The sequence below is a fragment of the Pantoea sp. UBA5035 genome (assembly GCF_002415245.1).
GTDB lineage: Bacteria > Pseudomonadota > Gammaproteobacteria > Enterobacterales > Enterobacteriaceae > Pantoea > Pantoea septica.
The window spans coordinates 401,407-418,676 of record NZ_DICD01000027.1 but is presented as its reverse complement, the minus strand read 5'-3'; the positions used below and the strand labels follow the sequence as shown (position 1 = coordinate 418,676).

Below are 17,270 nucleotides of genomic sequence, written 5' to 3'. Positions count from 1 at the left end.
TTCGCGCCAGCATTAATGGGTGATAAACCTTGCCGGCGCCTTATTAATTAGCCGTCAAAGCTTCACCATGCTTTTCATCATCAGGCGAAACAGCCTCAGTCGGGCGCGTAAGAAATTGCGCTTTAGCTGCAGCGCCTCTTTTCCGCCCTCGCCGAACGCCAGCGTGACGTCTTCGCCGGGATGCCAGGCGGGCCAGCTTATCTCGCCCTCCAGCCTGTGGCTGAATGCGCTCGCGTCGCGCGCAAAGGCTAACCAGTAATCCGCCATGCGCTGGGCAAAGGCGCGATCGGCAGCGGTATAGGGCCGTTCGCTGTCGGCGGGCTGCATCGCCGTGAGGGTATTGAGCGTATAGGGCACTTCATTGCCGTGCCAGGCGCCGTGCGGATAGAGATCGCGCGACTGCTCGGAGATATAGTCGAACCAGTAGCGCCAGCCCGGCATGCCGACGTTGTGCTGCGCGCGCATCAGGATCCACGGCATAACGCTGAAGGCCATATCGCGCGCCGCCGCGCGTCCCAGCAGACGGTCGTCGTGAATATCGTAAAGCCACTTCAGCAGCCGGTAGCTGAACGGCCGGTTGACGCGCAGCTGGCGCATCACCTTGGCGCTGTCGACATTGAAGTATTCCAGCACGCTCGCTTCGTCGCTGTTGCTGCCCGCCATAAGCGGAATGCGATGCTGGCGCGCCGCCATAAAGGTGTTGAGCATCGGCTGGGGCAGCACGGCGTCGCCGGCAATCGGCACCGGCCCGTGCCATAAAGGCGACTCCAGCGGCCAGAAGGCGTCGGCAGGCAGCGCGCGCAGCTGCTGCGCAGTGGCGTTGGGCAGACCGAAATGCGCCGCGACCTGCTCGCCCTGCTGTAGCGCCGCTTTGCGCGGTTTATCCGGCAGGCTGTAGGCGCTCTGCACGATAGCTTTATGAAACAGCCCTTCCGCCAGCGGCGAGCAGCAGAGCGAAAGCACGCTGCGCGCGCCGGAGGATTCGCCAAATAATGTGACATTGTCACGATCGCCGCCAAACGCGGGAACGTTGCGCTGCACCCACTGCAGCGCGGCAATCTGATCGAGCAAGGCGAAATTATTGACTATGCCGCCGTCGCGATATTCCGCGTCCAGCGCCGGATGGGCGAAAAAGCCGAGGTGGCCGAGGCGGTAATTAATCGTCACCACCACGGCGCCGCGCGCCGCCAGCGGCTTGCCGTTATACGGCGCCAGCCCGCCCGATCCCATCACGAAGCCGCCGCCGTGCAGCCACACCATTACCGGCAGCGGCCGCGCAGGTTCGACGTCGGGGGTCCAGACGTTAAGATAGAGGCAGTCTTCGCTGAGCGGACCGGGATCGCCGCCGCCCGCGACAGCGCAGAGCGCGCGATTCTGCCAGCAGGCGGCGCCGAACTCGGTCGCATCGCGCACCTCGTGCCACGGCGTAACCGGCTGTGGTGCGCGCCAGCGCAGCGCGCCTACCGGCGCGGCGGCATATGGAATACCCTTAAAGACAAAGAGATCATCATCCATACTTCCTCTTAGCTCGCCTTCGGCAGTGCTGAGGCGCAGAGGTCGTCTGTTTTTCATTACCTGTTCCCTGATAAAGCGTTAAGGCATTATCTACAGGGCGTTAAGATGTTGTCTATGTCCTTAGTGCATTTGCAGATTATGCTGAATCGACGCCGTCAGGCCTCATGGAAACCGCACCGGGCCAGCGATTGCTGCTGCCGCGCCTGATAAAGCCGCATTTCATCCTGCACCGGCGCGCCCAGCGCCGCTTCAAAATCGGCCCTGCTGGCGTGACCGGCGGAGCGGCCCTGCGTCCGATCGCCCAGATTCGACTGAAAGATGCCTGCCGCGCTGACCGGCAGGAAATCTTCGTACACGATAGGATCGGCAATGATGCGGCCCTGTTCGATCAGCGCCGCCAGCGATTCGCCCGGCTGCGGCGGCTGCGCCTCGCCCTGTTCGCTCAGCCGGTAGTCAAACCAGGCGAGCTGCTGTTCGCGCAGGCTGTGCTCATCATCGGGAAAAGCGCGAAACACCTCGGCCAAATGCTGCTGATGCTGCTGGTTGTCGACGCCGGTGCCGGCTGCCGCCAGCAGACGATCGTAGAGCGCGCGGCCTTTCGGCGTCAGCGCCGCGCCGCGCTGCTCGATTTCGCCAAAGCGCGCGGTATGGGTGCCGCTTTCGCCCTGCTGGAAAATTACCGGCTCCTCCAGCGCTTTAAAGCTGGTCTGACGCAGCAGAATCGGCACCTCGCGCCGCGGCGGTCCTTCAATCAGCGCCTTGGGATCGATGCCGTATTCCGGCATCAGCGCCTGCACCTGGTCGATATCGAGGGTGCGCGGCGTCAGGTGGTTGATATGGCATCCCGGAAAGCAGACCACGTCGGCGACCAGACGGTGCTGCTGGCTTAACGCCTGATAGGTGGCGCTGTCGACGGTGCTCAGCGCGTGCCAGCGGAAAGTCTCCAGCGCCTCTTTAACGAAGGCGTCGGCGTCCGCTTCCTCCAGGCCGCCCTGCTGCTGATGCTGGGCAATCAGCGTCCGGCAGCGCGGCGTAAAAATATCGCGCTGCGCCAGAATCGCCGCCGCTTTTTCCCGCAGCGAGAGATCGTCGATTAGCTCCAGCCGCAGCAGCGAGGTAAAAATGCGAAAGGGATTGCGCCGCAGCGCCGCGTCACTCACCGGCCGAAACGCGGTGGAGTGCACCGGCACGCCTGCCTGCGAGAGATCGTAATAGCCGACCGGCTCCATGCCCATTACCGCGAACATCTGCCGCAGCGTCGAAAGCTCCTGCGCCGTGCCGACGCGAATGGCGCCGTGACGCTCAAGGTTAAGGCGGTCCAGCTCCTCCGCCGCGGCCAGTCGGCGTTTCAGCGCGGGACGTTCGGTTAAACAGCCCTCGTTAACGCGCTGGACCAGCGTCATCAGGGTGCCGTACTGCGGCACCTCTTGCTGATACATAGCGGACATCGCCTGCGAGAAGCGCGTACGAATAGCATCTGCGCTAAGGAAGTGATTCATGCTGCCTGCTCCTGACGTGATCGAGATTGCTGCTACTGTAGAGCAACGCGCTGTCGGCAGGCGAAAAAGTTACGGATTTGTGATCGGCTTAAAGCCGAAGCGGTTTTTCATCACCAGCATCAATGTGGTCAGCAGCGCAGGGATCGCCAGCAGCACAAAGATCAGGCTGAAAGACCAGCCAAGCGAAAGCATCTCCGCGCCGACAAAGGCGCTGAGGATGGCGCCGACGCGTCCGACGCCGTGCATCCAGCTGGAGCCCGTGGCGCGCGCATGGGTGGGATAATAGCTGGCCGACAGCGCATTCATGCCGGTGTTGGCCCCGTTGAAGCAGAAGCCGCTCAGGAAAGCGATGCCGCTCATCATCCCGACTTCCGCCGGGGAAAAGCCCAGCGCGACGATCGCCAGTCCGCCGCAGAAGTAGATTGCCGCCAGCGCCAGCGTGGCGTTGAAGCGATCCATCAGCCAGCCGGCGAAAAGCGAGCCAAGCGTGCCGCCCGCCTGATACATCGCGGTGATAATGGCCGCTTCGGTGACCGACATGCCCAGCGTATTAATCAGCGACGGCAGCCAGCTGCCGATCAGATAGACCAGGAACAGGCCCATAAAATAGCCGCCCCACAGCATCAGGCTACCGAACAGATAACGTCGCGATACCACGGTAGCGATTGCGCCCTGCGTCGGCAGCGTCGGCTCCTGAGAGTGGAACGCGCTGTCGGGCCGCGTAGCGCCTGGCAGCATCCGCTCGAGAATGGCGTGAATGCGCGTCGCCGGCGCGCGGCGGCTGATCAGAAAGCGCACCGACTCCGGCAGGCCGCGCACCAGAAACGGCAGAACCGCCAGCGGCAGAATGCCGCCCAGCAACATCACGGCATGCCAGTTATAGCGCGGCAGCAGCCAGGAGGCGGCGAAACCGCCGCTGGCGGCGCCGAAGGTAAAGCCGCAGAACACCACGGTGATAAGAAAGGCGCGGCGGCGCTCCGGCGCATACTCCGCCACCAGCGTGCCGACGTTGGGCATCGCCGCGCCCAGCCCCAGACCGGTAAGGAAGCGAAACAGCATCATCTGCTCGATGTTGTTCGCCAGCGCAGTGGCGAGCGTCCAGAGCCCGAAGAAAAAGACGCTGAGGATAATCATCATGCGTCGACCGTAGCGATCGGCCAGCGGCCCCGCCAGCATTGCGCCGAGCGCCAGCCCGACCAGCGCCGCGCTGATCACCACGCCAAGCTGATGGTTGGTCACTCCCCAACCCGCCTTCAGCGTCGGCGCGATAAAGCCCATCAATGCGATATCCATGCCGTCAAGGGCAACGACGATAAAGCAGAGCGCGATCAGACGCTTTTGCCAGCGGCTGAGCGCTGACTGATTGATTAACTGGCGAACGTCCACGGCTTCGACGCTGGTCACTGCGAACTCCTCACTGCGCTCACCCTGAGGCATCAGTTTTGGTAAAAAAAACGGCGGTTATGATAGCCCATCGTTAACGATAAGACGCCTGATTTTTATATGATATTGAGAATTATTCAACATTAAAGCGTTAACCTGTTGAATTTGCGCTGGTGGGATCAATTCAATCTGCTGACACGGCTCATCAGTCAGCTAATTTTGTCGCTTTATCAATAACTCGCGTAAAACGCCGCTTTTTGTTAATTTTATTTTGCAGCAAAGTTAACAAAACCCAGCTTTACTGGTTGCCGATCGGCGGTAAAACTCATTAAGTTTGAGAGATGGACAAAAATATCCTTTTCAATCAGCGCATTCGCTTGCGCCATCTTCATACCTTTGTTGCGGTGGCGCAGCAGGGAACCCTGGGTCGCGCGGCGGAAACGCTCAGCCTGAGCCAGCCTGCGTTGTCAAAAACCCTTAACGAGCTTGAGGAGCTGACGGGCGTTCGCCTGTTTGAGCGCGGCCGACTTGGCGCGCAACTCACTACCATGGGCGAGCAGTTTTTGATCCACGCGGTGAAGGTGCTGGACGCGCTCAACCACGCGGGCCAGAGCGTTAACCTGCCGGTGTCGACGCGTCCGGTGGTGATCCGCCTCGGCGCGCTGACCACCGCAGCCATGGGCATGCTGCCGCAAATCCTCGATCGTTTTCACCAGCAGCAGCCCCATGCGACCGTGCAGGTCGCCACTCTGCACAATAATGTGCTGCTCGCCGGGCTGCGCGCGGGCGAATTCGAGATCGGCATCGGCCGTATGGCAGACAGCGATATGATGGCCGGACTCACCTATGAGCTGCTGTTTCTTGAATCCCTCAAGCTGGTGGTGCGACCTGAACACCCGCTTTTAAGTGACAATGTCACTCTTTCCCGGGCGATGCAGTGGCCGGTGGTGATTTCGCCGGAAGGCACCGCGCCGCGCCGCATCGCGCAGCAGATGCTCGATGAACAGGGCTGCACCCTGCCGAGCACCTGTGTTGAAACCTCGTCTACCTCACTGGCGCGTCAGCTGGCGCTGCGCTATGACTACGTCTGGTTTGTGCCGTCGGGCGCGATCAAAGAAGATCTGGCGCATAACGCGCTGTGCGCCCTGCCCATCAGCTCATCCGGGCCAGGGGAACCGGTAGGGATTATTACCCGTACCGGTCACCCTTTAAGCCTTAGCGCTGAGATCCTGATGGCGACCATCCGCAAGGCGCCGGATTAACGGCTGCGTTTCGCATGCCGCTCGCGGTTGTCCAGCCGCGCCTTTTCGGTCTTACGCAGGCCGACATAGAGCGCGCCCGCGCCGCCGTGCTGCGGCTGCGAGGTACAGAAGGTCTGGACGTCGTCAAACTGACGCAGCCAGCGCGCCAGATAGCTGCGCACGATATTGGCATGGGATTCGTTGTCGCGCCCTTTGCCATGAATGATCAGTAAATTGCGCAACCCCTCTTTACGCGCCTGCTGCATAAAGCTGAACACTGCCTGACGGCAGGTCTCCACCGGCTGGCGCAGCAGGTTCAGGCTGGCGTCCATCTTGTATTCCCCTTTGCGCAGCTTATCCAGCACCCCTTGCTGAATGCCGTCAGCTTTGTACTCCAGCGGCGTAGTAAGGGGAATGATGTCGAGGTAGCCGCGCGTCAAAAAGTTCTCTTCTTCCGCCTCTGCGTCAGGCCGACGCGGCGCTTTAGTCGAGGGCGATTTTAGCCACAGGGTGCTGGCGCTGTCTTTCAATGGAGTGACGTCACCCATGGCATCCCGAAACAGGTCTTCATCGTCCAGGTTCATAGTAATTTCTCTCACGCCAGATCAATTAAGGAGCAGAGATCAAATCCGTCTCTGCAGATGCAATAGTAGCAAACGCCAAAAAAGGTGCGCCAGCGCTGAATCGCGCCAGATTGCTGTTTAGAAAATACGCATCGGGATCAAAAAAGTGGAAAGTTTTCGTGCCAGATCGCAAAAATGTGACGCGCAGGGCTTGCTACAGCGCGGTTCCGCGCCACGCCTGACATCCCTACTCTTTATAAGCCTAAAACTGCTCGGACGAGTTCCCTTCAGCACAAAAAATGTTAAAATTGACCCCAGTCAATAATCGTCGAGCGTACATTATGATCACTGAAAAACGCACCATTCGCCGTATTCAGTCTGGTGGCTGTGCCATCCACTGTCAGGACTGCAGCATTAGTCAGCTGTGCATTCCGTTCACCCTGAACGAACATGAGCTGGATCAGCTCGACAATATTATCGAGCGCAAAAAACCGATTCAAAAAGGTCAGACGCTGTTTAAAGCGGGCGATGATTTGAAATCGCTCTACGCTATCCGCTCCGGCACCATCAAGAGCTATACCATCACCGAACAGGGCGACGAGCAAATTACCGGCTTCCACCTGGCGGGCGACCTGGTCGGCTTTGACGCCATTATGAGCGGCAACCACCCGAGCTTCGCGCAGGCGCTGGAAACGGCGATGGTCTGCGAGATCCCATTCGAAACGCTGGACGATTTGTCAGGCAAAATGCCGGCTCTGCGCCAGCAGATGATGCGTCTGATGAGCGGCGAAATCAAAGGCGACCAGGATATGATCCTGCTGCTGTCGAAGAAAAACGCCGAAGAACGACTGGCCGCGTTTATCTGGAATCTTTCCCGCCGTTTCGGCCAGCGCGGCTTCTCGCAGCGTGAGTTCCGTCTGACGATGACGCGCGGCGACATCGGCAACTATCTCGGCCTGACCGTCGAGACCATCAGCCGCCTGCTGGGTCGTTTTCAGAAATCGGGCATGCTGGCGGTGAAAGGCAAATATATCACCATTGAAAACCATGACCTGCTGTCCGAACTGGCCGGTCAGAGCGTTCAGGCTGCTTAATTAATTGGCCGCCTAATGATTAGAGTTGCAGGTATGGCCGCAACGCCTCTGCAACTCTGATTCGCGCCGCAAATTTGTTAGTTTATTGATCCCACAGCAACTTTTCCGCTTCTTCCCGTCCTTAACTTAGGCTATCTTTAAACCAGTTCGCCTTGGTTTAAGGAGTTATTCCCTATGTCCCGCTACCAAAATATGCTGGTCGCTATCGATCCCCAGCAAGACGATCAGCCGGCGCTGCGCCGCGCGGTTTACCTTAATCAGCGTATCGGCGGCAAAATCAAAGCCTATCTGCCGATTTACGACTTCTCGTATGAGATGACCACCTTGCTCTCCCCTGACGAGCGCGCCTCGATGCGGCAAGGCGTGATCAGCCAGCGCACCGAGTGGATCCGCGAGCAGGCGCGCGCCTATCTTGAAGCGGGCGTGGAGATCGAAATTAAGGTGGTCTGGCATAACCGCCCCTATGAGGCGATTATCCAGGAGGTGCTGGCGCACGGGCACGATCTGGTGCTGAAGATGGCGCATCAGCACGACCGGCTGGAAGCGGTGATTTTTACCCCTACCGACTGGCATCTGCTGCGCAAGTGCCCTTGCCCGGTGTGGATGGTGAAAGATCAGCCCTGGCCGGAAGGCGGCAAAGCTGTCGTTGCGGTTAACCTCGCCAGCGAAGAGCCGCACCACGATGAGCTGAATCAGAAGCTGATCCGCGAAACCACGCGGCTGGCGGAGATGGTGAACCACACCGAGGTGCATCTGGTGGGCGCCTACCCCATTACCCCGATCAATATCGCGATTGAACTGCCCGACTTCGATCCCAGCGTCTATAACGACGCAATCCGCGGCCAGCATCTGGTGGCGATGAAGGCGCTGCGTCAGAAGTTCGCGATCCGCGAGGAGTTTACCCACGTCGCCAAAGGGCTGCCTGAAGAGGTGATCCCCGATATCGCCAGTCAGCTCAGCGCCGGGATTGTGGTGCTCGGCACCATCGGGCGCACCGGCCTGTCGGCGGCATTTCTCGGCAATACGGCGGAACAGGTTATCGACCATCTGCGCTGCGACTTGCTGGCGATCAAGCCTGACGATTTTAATTCGCCCATTACGCTCGATGATGACGACGAAGAGGATGATGAGGAATAAGAGCAAGGGCGGCCAGCTGGCCGCCCTTTAATTTCTACACTGTGCTGATGCCAGTGACAAAGCCCGATCGCAAAGACGCAAAATCGCCATCCCTGGCAGCTCGACCCGCGCCTTCCCTGGCGCGGGACGCTTTGCTCTTCGGTCCTTGTCACTCGCATTTTATGATGTGCAGCGACTTCAGGGCGGCCAGCTGGCCGCCCTTTTGGTTACAGCGCTTTCAGTATCCCTTCCACGCTCGCTTTGGCGTCGCCGAACAGCATCTGCGTGTTCTCTTTAAAGAACAGCGGATTCTGCACGCCGGCATAGCCGGTATTCATCGAACGCTTAAACACGATGACGTTCTGCGCCTTCCACACTTCCAGCACCGGCATGCCCGCAATAGGGCTGCGCGGATCGTCCTGCGCCGCCGGGTTAACGGTGTCGTTGGCGCCGATGACCAGTACGGTGTCGGTATCGGCGAAGTCGTCGTTAATCTCATCCATCTCCAGCACCACGTCATAAGGCACTTTCGCCTCCGCCAGCAGCACGTTCATATGGCCTGGCAGACGTCCCGCGACCGGGTGAATGCCGAAGCGCACCTTGACGCCGCGCGCGCGCAGCTTCTCGGTGATCTCCGCCACCGGGTACTGCGCCTGCGCCACCGCCATGCCGTAGCCTGGGGTGATAATCACCGATGATGAGTGCTTCAGCAGTTCGGCCGTCTCTTCCACGCTGATTTCACGATGCTCGCCCGCCTCTTCGCTCTCCCCGCCCGCGCTGCTGTCGGTGCCGAAGCCGCCGGCGATCACGCTGATAAAGGAGCGGTTCATCGCTTTACACATAATGTAAGAGAGGATGGCGCCCGACGACCCCACCAGCGCGCCGGTAACGATCAGCAGGTCATTGCTCAGCATAAAGCCCGCCGCCGCCGCCGCCCAGCCGGAGTAGGAGTTAAGCATCGACACCACCACCGGCATATCGGCGCCGCCGATAGAGGCCACCAGATGCCAGCCGAAGGCGAGCGCGATCAGCGTCATCAGCAGCAGCGCGAACACCTGCGCGCCGGTGCTTTCGGTGCGGACAAACCACAGCAGCAGCAGGAAAGAGACCACCAGCGCCAGCAGGTTGAGCTTGTGGCGATGCGGCAGCATCAGCGGACGCGACGAAATCTTGCCGCGCAGCTTGCCGAACGCCACCAGCGAGCCGGTAAAGGTCACCGCACCAATAAAGATGCCGAGGAAGACCTCGGTCAGGTGAATATTCTCCATCACCGCAGGCAGGCCCGGCCCATGATCGATAAAGCTGTTGAAGCCCACCAGCACCGCGGCCAGGCCGACAAAGCTGTGCAGGATCGCCACCAGCTCCGGCATTTCGGTCATTTCGACCTTCTGCGCCAGACGCACGCCGATAGCGCCGCCGATCACCATCGCCAGCAAAATCCAGGCGACGTTGCCGCTGTCGGGACCAAAGATGGTCGCCAGCAGCGCCAGCGCCATCCCGCTGATGCCGAAGAGATTGCCCTGCTTCGAGGTCTCATGCTTCGAGAGCCCCGCCAGGCTGAAAATAAACAGAATCGCGGCAACAATGTATGCTGCAGTTACTAATCCGCCAGACATCGGTTACCCCTTACGAAACATTTTCAGCATGCGCTGGGTGACGGTGAAACCGCCGAAAATATTGATGCTGGCAATCAGCACCGCAATAAACGAAATAAAGGTGACCCAGCCGCCGTGCCCCATCTGCAGCACGGCGCCGACCACGATAATGCCGGAGATGGCGTTGGTGACCGACATCAGCGGCGTATGCAGCGCGTGGCTGACATTCCATACCACGTAGTAGCCGACCACGCAGGCGAGCGCGAACACGGTGAAGTGCGACAGGAACTCCGCTGGCGCGACGTTGGCAAGGCAGGCGAACAGCACGATCGCCAGCGCCAGCAGCAGATACTTGCGCCAGGTCGGCGCAGGCTTCGCCGCCTCCTTAACGACAGGCTGCGCGGCCGCAGGCGCGGCTTTCGGCGCGGCGGAGACCTGAATCGGCGGCGCGGGCCAGGTGACCTCGCCGTCGCGGATCACGGTTACGCCGCGCACCACGACATCGTCGAAATCGATGGCGATTTCGCCGTTCTTCTCTTTGCACAGCAGCTTCATCAGGTTCACCAGGTTGGTGCCGTAAAGCTGCGAGGACTGGGTCGGCAGGCGGCTGGGAAGATCGGTATAGCCGATGATCTTCACGCCGTTGTCGCTGAGGGTAACGCAATCGGCGACGGTCAGTTCGCAGTTGCCGCCGGTTTGCGCCGCCAGATCGACAATCACGCTGCCCGGCTTCATGCTGGCGACCATCTCGGCGGTAATCAGCTTCGGCGCCGGTTTGCCCGGAATCAGCGCCGTGGTGACGATAATGTCGACCTCTTTCGCCTGCGCGGCGAACAGCGCCATCTCCGCCTTGATAAAGGCTTCCGACATCACTTTCGCATAGCCGTCGCCGCTGCCCGCTTCCTCTTCGAAATCGAGCTCAAGGAATTCGGCGCCCATGCTCTGCACCTGCTCTTTCACTTCCGGGCGGGTATCGAAGGCGCGCACGATGGCACCGAGGCTGCCCGCCGCGCCAATAGCTGCCAAGCCGGCGACGCCCGCGCCGATCACCATCACTTTCGCCGGCGGCACTTTTCCCGCCGCGGTAATCTGTCCGGTAAAGAAACGGCCGAACTCATGGGCGGCTTCGACAATGGCGCGATAGCCGGCGATGTTGGCCATTGAGCTGAGCGCATCCAGCGACTGGGCGCGCGAGATGCGCGGCACGGCATCCATCGCCATCACGGTCACCTGACGCGCCGCCAGCTTCTCCAGAAGCGCCGCGTTCTGCGCCGGCCAGACAAAGCTCACCAGCGTGCTTCCCGCACGGGTCAGAGCGATCTCCTCGTCGTCGGGCGCGTTGACCTTCAGCACGATATCGGACTGCCAGATCTGCTGGCTGTCGCAGAGAGTGGCGCCTGCGGCGACGAAACTCTCGTCATCAAAACTGGCGCGTTTACCCGCATCATGCTCGACGGCAACGCTAAAACCCAGTTTGATAAGCTGCTCCACGGTTTTCGGCGTCGCCGCCACGCGCGCCTCGTTGGGCAATCGCTCTTTGGGTATTCCAATTAACATATTCATCCCTTTCATCGATTGATGATGGCCTGTCGACTGCATAACGACGCAGCGCCTGAAACAGGGTTTCAGGCGCTTATGAACGAAATGCACTTGTATCAAAGTATTTATAACCTACTGAAAATATGAACAGCGATCTACAATCAGAACCTCTGTCAGTGACATTCATACGATTATTCAGCGTCAAAAGAGAAAAGCCGCGCTATGCGACTGCAAATTGAAAAGTTTGAAATATATTCTGCTAAGCAGAATCGTGTCATGACGAATATCCGGTTAATAAAAACCTTTATTTAACAATGCATTAACTGTTTCAGTACTAAGCATTACCACCTTTACTGATAATCAGTACAAAAAACGTCCTTAGCAAATTTGCATGACGCCATGATGAATTTCACTATCAATTTCCCGTGATTTGTCGCATAAATTGGCTGCGACAGCCTGTTTATAACATGCAATAATCATCGGCTAATCTGTTATACATCAAGAGTCCAGCACGTTTTCGTACTCATTTTGCGTAAGGCGAAGGATCATTTTTATGAAGCTGAAGAACACCATTCTGGCGTCAACCTTGTTATCCCTGCTCGCGGGCAACGCATTCGCCGCGCAGGAACTGACGCCGGAAAAAGCGGCCGAGCTGAAACCATTCGAACGTATTAACATCACCGGCCGCTTTAATGCGATTAACGATGCGGCCGACGCCGTGTCAAAACGTGCGGATGAGCTGGGCGCCGCCTCTTACTACATTCAGGGCATCAACGACAGCAACGGCAACAGCGGCAACTGGCGCGTGACGGCCGATCTCTATAAAGCGGACGCGCCGAAAGCGAACGACACCACCACCTACCGCGTTATGAACGGCGTGAAAGAGCTGCCGAAGGCGGAAGCCTTCCGTCTGGAGCCGTTCGACACCGTAAGCGTCAGCGGCTTCTTCGCCAGCCAGCCGGATGTTAACGACGCCATCAGCAAAGCGGCGAAAGAGAAAGGCGCCGCCTCGTTCTTTATCGTGCGCCAGGTGGACGCCAACAACGGCGGCAACCAGTACGTGACCGCCTATGTCTATAAGGCCGACGCGAAAGAGCGTAAGGTGCAGAGCCCGAACCTGATCCCGGCAAACTCCGAAGCGGGCAAAGCGGCGCTGGCGGCGGGCGGCGAAGCGGCGAAACGCGTGGAGATCCCGGGCGTCGCCTCATCGGAGACCCCGAGCAGCAGCGTCGGTCGCTTCTTCGAAACTCAGAGTTCTACCGGCCAGCGCTACACCGTGAAACTCGCCAACGGCCAGTCGATCCAGGAAGTGAACGCCATCACCGCCGCGCAGATGCAGCCGTTTGACACCGTGACCTTTACCGGCCACTTCGGCACGCCGACCGAAATCTCGGAAGAAGTCGCGAAACGCGCCGCGGATAAAGGGGCGAAGTTCTACCACGTGACCCGCCAGTGGCAGAACCAGAGCGGCGGCAACCTCACCGTCACTGCCGATCTCTTCAAGTAATTTCCTTCAGGGCGGCGCCCGCCGCCCTGCTGTTTGTATTATCCCTTCACAATTTTGCATAACCACGCATTGCCATCCCTTTTCGCACTCCGTAGAATCTGCGCCCTGCTTTTAGGCGAATCCGTCATGTAAAAGCAAAACAGCGCGGTTAAATTCGCCGCTCAGAACATAATCCAGCCACTTATGCTAGCGGGAAGGGTATTTTGGAGAAAAAATTAGGTCTCAGCGCGCTTACCGCGCTGGTGCTCAGCTCAATGCTCGGCGCGGGCGTGTTCAGTTTGCCGCAGAATATGGCGGCGGTGGCAGGTCCGGCCGCCCTGCTGATCGGCTGGCTGATCACCGGCGTCGGCATCCTGTTTCTGGCGCTGGCGATGCTGCTGCTCACCCGGCTGAAGCCGGACCTCGACGGCGGTATCTTTACCTATGCGCGCGCCGGTTTCGGCGAGCTGCTCGGCTTCTGTTCCGCCTGGGGCTACTGGCTGTGCGCGGTAATCGCCAATGTCTCCTATCTGGTGATCGTTTTCTCGGCGCTGAGCTTTTTTACCGACACGCCTGACCGCGTGGTGTTCGGCGACGGCAATACCTGGCAGGCGATGTTGGGCGCATCGCTGCTGCTGTGGATGGTGCATTTTCTGGTGCTGCGCGGCGTACAGACCGCGGCAGGCATCAATCTGCTGGCGACGCTCGGCAAACTGGTGCCGCTGCTGCTGTTCGTGGTGCTGGCGGTCGCGGCCTTTAATTACGACCAGTTCCATTTCGATTTTTCCGGCCTTACGCTCGGCGTGCCGCTGTGGGAGCAGGTGAAGCAGACCATGCTGATTACCCTGTGGGTATTTATCGGCGTGGAAGGCGCGGTGGTGGTGTCTGCCCGCGCGCGGCATAAAAAGGATGTGGGTCGTGCCACCCTGCTGGCGGTGCTGGCGGCGCTGCTGGTCTATCTGCTGGTGACGCTGCTGTCGCTCGGCATCGTGCCGCGCGCCGAACTGGCGCAGATGCGCAACCCGTCAATGGCGGGGCTGATGACGCGCCTGATGGGCCACTGGGGCGATGCGGTGATCGCCGCCGGCCTGATCGTGTCGGTGTGCGGCGCCTACCTGAGCTGGACGATCATGGCGGCGGAAGTGCCGCTGATCGCCGCGCAGCAGGGCGCCTTCCCGCGCAGCATCGCGCGCCAGAACCCGCGCGGCGCGCCTGCCGCCTCGCTCTGGCTGACCAACGGCAGCGTGCAGATCTGCCTGATCCTGATCGCACTGACCCACGCCGACTACAACACGCTGCTGACCATCGCCTCAGAGATGATCCTGGTGCCCTACCTGCTGGTGGGACTCTATCTGGTGAAGCTGACGCGCGGCAAAGCGCAGCCGCTGGCGCTGGCGGTCGGTCTCGGCGCCAGCCTTTATGGACTATGGCTGCTCTACGCCTCAGGGCCGCTGCATCTGCTGCTGTCGGTGGTGCTCTATGCGCCAGGCCTGCTGCTGTTTCTCTTCGCCCGTCGCGGCGGACGCGGCGACGTCTCGCTGACCCAGCTGGAGCGCGTGGCTATTGGCTTGTTGATGGCGGCGTCGCTGCCCGCGATGTGGCAGCTGGTGGTTTAGTGCGGCTGACCGGGGATCGCCACACACAGCAGGTCATCCTGCTGTGTGAGATTGAGCGGTTTGCGGTATTCCTGATGGATCGCCTCCAGCTGCTGCGCGGAGAGCGGATAAGGCAGCTGGATATCGAAGCGGCTGATGTGCTGCTGTTCGGCCAGGGTAATGAGGCGAGCGATATTGATTTCGTCGCTGACCTGGGTCGAAATGATTTGTAATGCTAATTCTTTCAGATGCTCGTCGCTCGCCTGTAGACTGCGAGCCGAGGATTTACGCGTCACCATGCCGAAAATCGGCATCACGCCGTAGATGGCGTCAACGAAGCTCCAGCGTTTTTTGCAGGAGGCGGAGAGAAAATCACTGTAGTTCAGGCAGATGCGGTCACTGTATACGGCTGAAGCCAGCTCTTTATCAGACACCCTCTCTCTCCCTCTGTTTTTCATTATGGTTCAGAACCTTGCTTAAACGCGCTGTTAATGATGGCACATTTTGCCGTGCAGATACCAGTAACGCAGGGATATTTCGTGCGGTGGCATAGTGCTCAGGACCGGGAAAAGCTATGCTGCTCGCCAGGCTTATTTGTCGCAGTGGATTATGAATAAAATCGTTTTTGTTGAAGACGAACCTGAAGTAGGTTCGCTGATTGCGGCCTACCTTGGCCGCCACGATATCGAGGTGATCGTCGAGACGCGCGGCGACCGCGCCGAAGCGGTCATTGCGGCCGAACAGCCGGACCTCGTGATGCTGGATATCATGCTGCCAGGCAAAGACGGCATGACCCTGTGCCGCGATCTGCGCAGCCAGTGGCAGGGCCCGATTGTGCTGCTCACCTCGCTCGACAGCGACATGAACCATATTCTGGCGCTGGAGATGGGCGCGCAGGACTATATCCTGAAAACCACCCCGCCCGCGGTGCTGCTGGCGCGGCTGCGGCTGCATCTGCGCCAGGCGCAGCTCGGCCAGGGCGACGACGCGCCCGCGCCTGCCACGGCGCAAAAACAGAAGCTGCTGCGCTTCGGCTCGCTCACCATCGACGCGCTGAATCGCGAAGTGACGCTGTTCAGCGAGCAGATCGTGCTCTCCACCGCCGACTTCGACCTGCTGTGGGAGCTGGCCACGCACGCCGGTCAAATCCTCAATCGCGACGCGCTGCTGAAAACCCTGCGCGGCGTCAGCTACGACGGCCTGGATCGCAGCATCGACGTGGCGATCTCCCGCCTGCGTAAAAAGCTGCACGACAGCGCCACCGAGCCTTTCCGCATTAAAACCATCCGCAACAAGGGCTATCTATTCGCCCCGCAGGCGTGGGACACCCAGGCATGAGAAAACTGTTTATCCAGTTCTATCTGCTGCTCTTCGTCTGCTTTCTGGTGATGGCGCTGCTGGTGGGCCTGGTCTACAAATTTACCGCCGAGCGCGCCGGCAGACAGTCGATGAACGACCTGATGGCGAGTTCGCTCTATCTGATCCGCAGCGAGCTGCGCGAAATTCCGCCGCGCGACTGGAACAGAACCATTAAAAGCCTCGATCTCGGCCTGTCGTTCGACCTGCATATCGAGCCGATGAGCAAATATCAGCTCGACGAGCCCGATATGCGCCGGCTGCGCGCCGGCGAGATTGTCGCGCTGGACGATCAGTACACCTTTTTGCAGCATATTCCGCGCAGCCATTACGTGCTCTCCGTCGGTCCGATCCCCTACCTCTTTTATCTGCATCAGATGCGGCTGCTGGATATCGCGCTGCTAGTGTTTATCGGCATGTCGCTGGCGCTGCCGGTGTTTATCTGGATGCGGCCGCACTGGAAAGAGATGCAGCGCCTGGAGATTGCGGCGCAGCGCTTCGGTCGCGGCGAGCTGGATGTGCGCACCCATTTCGACAACACCTCCAGCCTGTTCCGCCTGGGGGTCGCCTTTAACCAGATGGCGGAAAATATCAATACGCTGGTAGCGAGCAAAAAGCAGCTGATCGACGGCATCGCCCACGAGCTGCGCACGCCGCTGGTGCGCCTGCGCTACCGGCTGGAGATGAGCGATAATCTCACCGCGGGCGAATCTGCCGCCATCAATCGCGATATCGGCCAGCTGGAGAGTCTGATTGAGGAGCTGTTGACCTATGCGCGGCTCGACCGTCCGCGCGTCGATCTCAACCTGACCTCGCTCGACCTGGCGAACTGGCTGCGCGAACACATTAACGACGTGCGCGCCCTTAATCCGCACACGCAGATCGATCTCGACCTGCCGCAGCGCGAAAATCACGGGGTTTCCGACACCCGCCTGATGGAGCGCGTGCTGGACAACCTCGTCAACAACGCGCTGCGCTACGCCGGTCACCGGCTGCGCGTCAGCCTGTGGTTCGACGGCGCGCTCGGCTGCCTGCAGGTGGAAGATGACGGCCCCGGCATTCCGGCCGAGGAGCGCGAACGCGTCTTCGAGCCCTTTGTTCGCCTCGATCCGAGCCGCGACCGCGCCACTGGCGGCTGCGGTCTGGGACTCGCTATTGTTCACTCTATCGCGCAGGCGCTCGGCGGCCACGTCAGCATCGAAGGCAGCCCGCTCGGCGGCGCCAGCGTTCGCTTTTGCTGGCCGGTTGATCTACCTTTGCGTGACGCTTCGGCGCGATAAACCTTAAC

The 17,270-nt window shown here is 59.9% G+C and carries 14 protein-coding genes; 7 read left to right on the top strand and 7 right to left on the bottom strand.

All coding sequences use genetic code 11. The annotated features are described in order from the left end of the window. Positions 1 to 54 precede the first annotated feature (54 nt). The 3 genes from B3229_RS18770 to B3229_RS18760 form a co-directional block, all read right to left on the bottom strand. Positions 55 to 1,572, bottom strand: coding sequence for a carboxylesterase/lipase family protein (locus B3229_RS18770; RefSeq protein ID WP_286873297.1), 1,518 nt, complete (start codon positions 1,570 to 1,572; stop codon positions 55 to 57). A 98-nt stretch (positions 1,573 to 1,670) separates the two neighbouring features. Next, the gene (hglS, locus tag B3229_RS18765; RefSeq protein WP_286873294.1) at positions 1,671 to 3,014 is read right to left on the bottom strand and encodes a 2-oxoadipate dioxygenase/decarboxylase HglS; all 1,344 of its coding nucleotides are present in this window, start codon (positions 3,012 to 3,014) and stop codon (positions 1,671 to 1,673) included. A 69-nt stretch (positions 3,015 to 3,083) separates the two neighbouring features. Then, the gene (locus B3229_RS18760) at positions 3,084 to 4,418 is read right to left on the bottom strand and encodes an MFS transporter (protein ID WP_286873291.1); all 1,335 of its coding nucleotides are present in this window, start codon (positions 4,416 to 4,418) and stop codon (positions 3,084 to 3,086) included. A 320-nt stretch (positions 4,419 to 4,738) separates the two neighbouring features. On the opposite strand from B3229_RS18760, the gene B3229_RS18755 reads away from it, so the two are divergent. After that, on the top strand, positions 4,739 to 5,659 hold the full coding sequence (locus B3229_RS18755; RefSeq protein WP_048781377.1) for a LysR substrate-binding domain-containing protein: 921 nt from the start codon (positions 4,739 to 4,741) through the stop codon (positions 5,657 to 5,659). Here B3229_RS18755 and smrA read toward each other — a convergent pair. Next, complete coding sequence (gene smrA, locus B3229_RS18750) at positions 5,656 to 6,222, bottom strand: DNA endonuclease SmrA (protein ID WP_048781378.1); 567 nt, start codon at positions 6,220 to 6,222, stop codon at positions 5,656 to 5,658. The two genes, B3229_RS18755 and smrA, sit on opposite strands and share 4 nt — an antisense overlap. 320 nt (positions 6,223 to 6,542) lie before the next feature. Between smrA and B3229_RS18745 the strand changes: the two genes are divergently transcribed. Then, complete coding sequence (locus B3229_RS18745; RefSeq protein ID WP_123802062.1) at positions 6,543 to 7,295, top strand: FNR family transcription factor; 753 nt, start codon at positions 6,543 to 6,545, stop codon at positions 7,293 to 7,295. A gap of 174 nt (positions 7,296 to 7,469) precedes the next feature. After that, positions 7,470 to 8,432 carry a universal stress protein UspE gene (gene uspE / locus B3229_RS18740; RefSeq protein WP_033747093.1) on the top strand — a complete coding sequence of 321 codons (963 nt, stop codon included), beginning with the start codon at positions 7,470 to 7,472 and terminating at the stop codon, positions 8,430 to 8,432. A 206-nt stretch (positions 8,433 to 8,638) separates the two neighbouring features. On the opposite strand, the gene pntB is transcribed toward uspE, so the two are convergent. Together pntB and pntA are read right to left on the bottom strand one after the other, a co-directional pair. Continuing rightward, the gene (gene pntB / locus B3229_RS18735; RefSeq protein WP_033747091.1) at positions 8,639 to 10,027 is read right to left on the bottom strand and encodes a Re/Si-specific NAD(P)(+) transhydrogenase subunit beta; all 1,389 of its coding nucleotides are present in this window, start codon (positions 10,025 to 10,027) and stop codon (positions 8,639 to 8,641) included. 3 nt (positions 10,028 to 10,030) lie between these two features. Next, a complete protein-coding gene (pntA, locus tag B3229_RS18730) occupies positions 10,031 to 11,563 on the bottom strand; it encodes a Re/Si-specific NAD(P)(+) transhydrogenase subunit alpha (protein ID WP_286873282.1) in 1,533 nt (510 codons plus the stop codon). Between the two features lie 535 nt (positions 11,564 to 12,098). Between pntA and ydgH the strand changes: the two genes are divergently transcribed. Next, a complete protein-coding gene (gene ydgH, locus B3229_RS18725) occupies positions 12,099 to 13,052 on the top strand; it encodes a DUF1471 family protein YdgH (RefSeq protein WP_286873279.1) in 954 nt (317 codons plus the stop codon). Positions 13,053 to 13,255: 203 nt separating this feature from the next. Then, the gene (locus B3229_RS18720) at positions 13,256 to 14,647 is read left to right on the top strand and encodes a basic amino acid/polyamine antiporter (RefSeq protein WP_048781381.1); all 1,392 of its coding nucleotides are present in this window, start codon (positions 13,256 to 13,258) and stop codon (positions 14,645 to 14,647) included. Here the strand turns inward: B3229_RS18720 and B3229_RS18715 are convergent. Further along, positions 14,644 to 15,060 (bottom strand): hypothetical protein, encoded by a 417-nt coding sequence (locus B3229_RS18715; protein WP_048781382.1) that lies wholly within the window; start codon positions 15,058 to 15,060, stop codon positions 14,644 to 14,646. The two genes, B3229_RS18720 and B3229_RS18715, sit on opposite strands and share 4 nt — an antisense overlap. 175 nt (positions 15,061 to 15,235) lie before the next feature. Between B3229_RS18715 and rstA the strand changes: the two genes are divergently transcribed. Then, positions 15,236 to 15,964 carry a two-component system response regulator RstA gene (gene rstA, locus B3229_RS18710; protein WP_286873275.1) on the top strand — a complete coding sequence of 243 codons (729 nt, stop codon included), beginning with the start codon at positions 15,236 to 15,238 and terminating at the stop codon, positions 15,962 to 15,964. Then, on the top strand, positions 15,961 to 17,262 hold the full coding sequence (rstB, locus tag B3229_RS18705; RefSeq protein WP_286873272.1) for a two-component system sensor histidine kinase RstB: 1,302 nt from the start codon (positions 15,961 to 15,963) through the stop codon (positions 17,260 to 17,262). The genes rstA and rstB overlap by 4 nt, the downstream gene beginning before the upstream one ends. Positions 17,263 to 17,270 lie beyond the last annotated feature (8 nt).

Excerpts from the sequence above, each read along its gene's own strand:
- B3229_RS18770 (WP_286873297.1), bottom strand. The coding sequence starts at position 1,572 with ATGAAAAACAGACGACCTCTGCGCCTCAGCACTGCCGAAGGCGAGCTA.
- hglS (WP_286873294.1), bottom strand. The coding sequence starts at position 3,014 with ATGAATCACTTCCTTAGCGCAGATGCTATTCGTACGCGCTTCTCGCAG.
- B3229_RS18755 (WP_048781377.1), top strand. The coding sequence starts at position 4,739 with ATGGACAAAAATATCCTTTTCAATCAGCGCATTCGCTTGCGCCATCTT.
- smrA (WP_048781378.1), bottom strand. The coding sequence starts at position 6,222 with ATGAACCTGGACGATGAAGACCTGTTTCGGGATGCCATGGGTGACGTC.
- B3229_RS18745 (WP_123802062.1), top strand. The coding sequence starts at position 6,543 with ATGATCACTGAAAAACGCACCATTCGCCGTATTCAGTCTGGTGGCTGT.
- uspE (WP_033747093.1), top strand. The coding sequence starts at position 7,470 with ATGTCCCGCTACCAAAATATGCTGGTCGCTATCGATCCCCAGCAAGAC.
- pntB (WP_033747091.1), bottom strand. The coding sequence starts at position 10,027 with ATGTCTGGCGGATTAGTAACTGCAGCATACATTGTTGCCGCGATTCTG.
- pntA (WP_286873282.1), bottom strand. The coding sequence starts at position 11,563 with ATGTTAATTGGAATACCCAAAGAGCGATTGCCCAACGAGGCGCGCGTG.
- ydgH (WP_286873279.1), top strand. The coding sequence starts at position 12,099 with ATGAAGCTGAAGAACACCATTCTGGCGTCAACCTTGTTATCCCTGCTC.
- rstA (WP_286873275.1), top strand. The coding sequence starts at position 15,236 with ATGAATAAAATCGTTTTTGTTGAAGACGAACCTGAAGTAGGTTCGCTG.
- rstB (WP_286873272.1), top strand. The coding sequence starts at position 15,961 with ATGAGAAAACTGTTTATCCAGTTCTATCTGCTGCTCTTCGTCTGCTTT.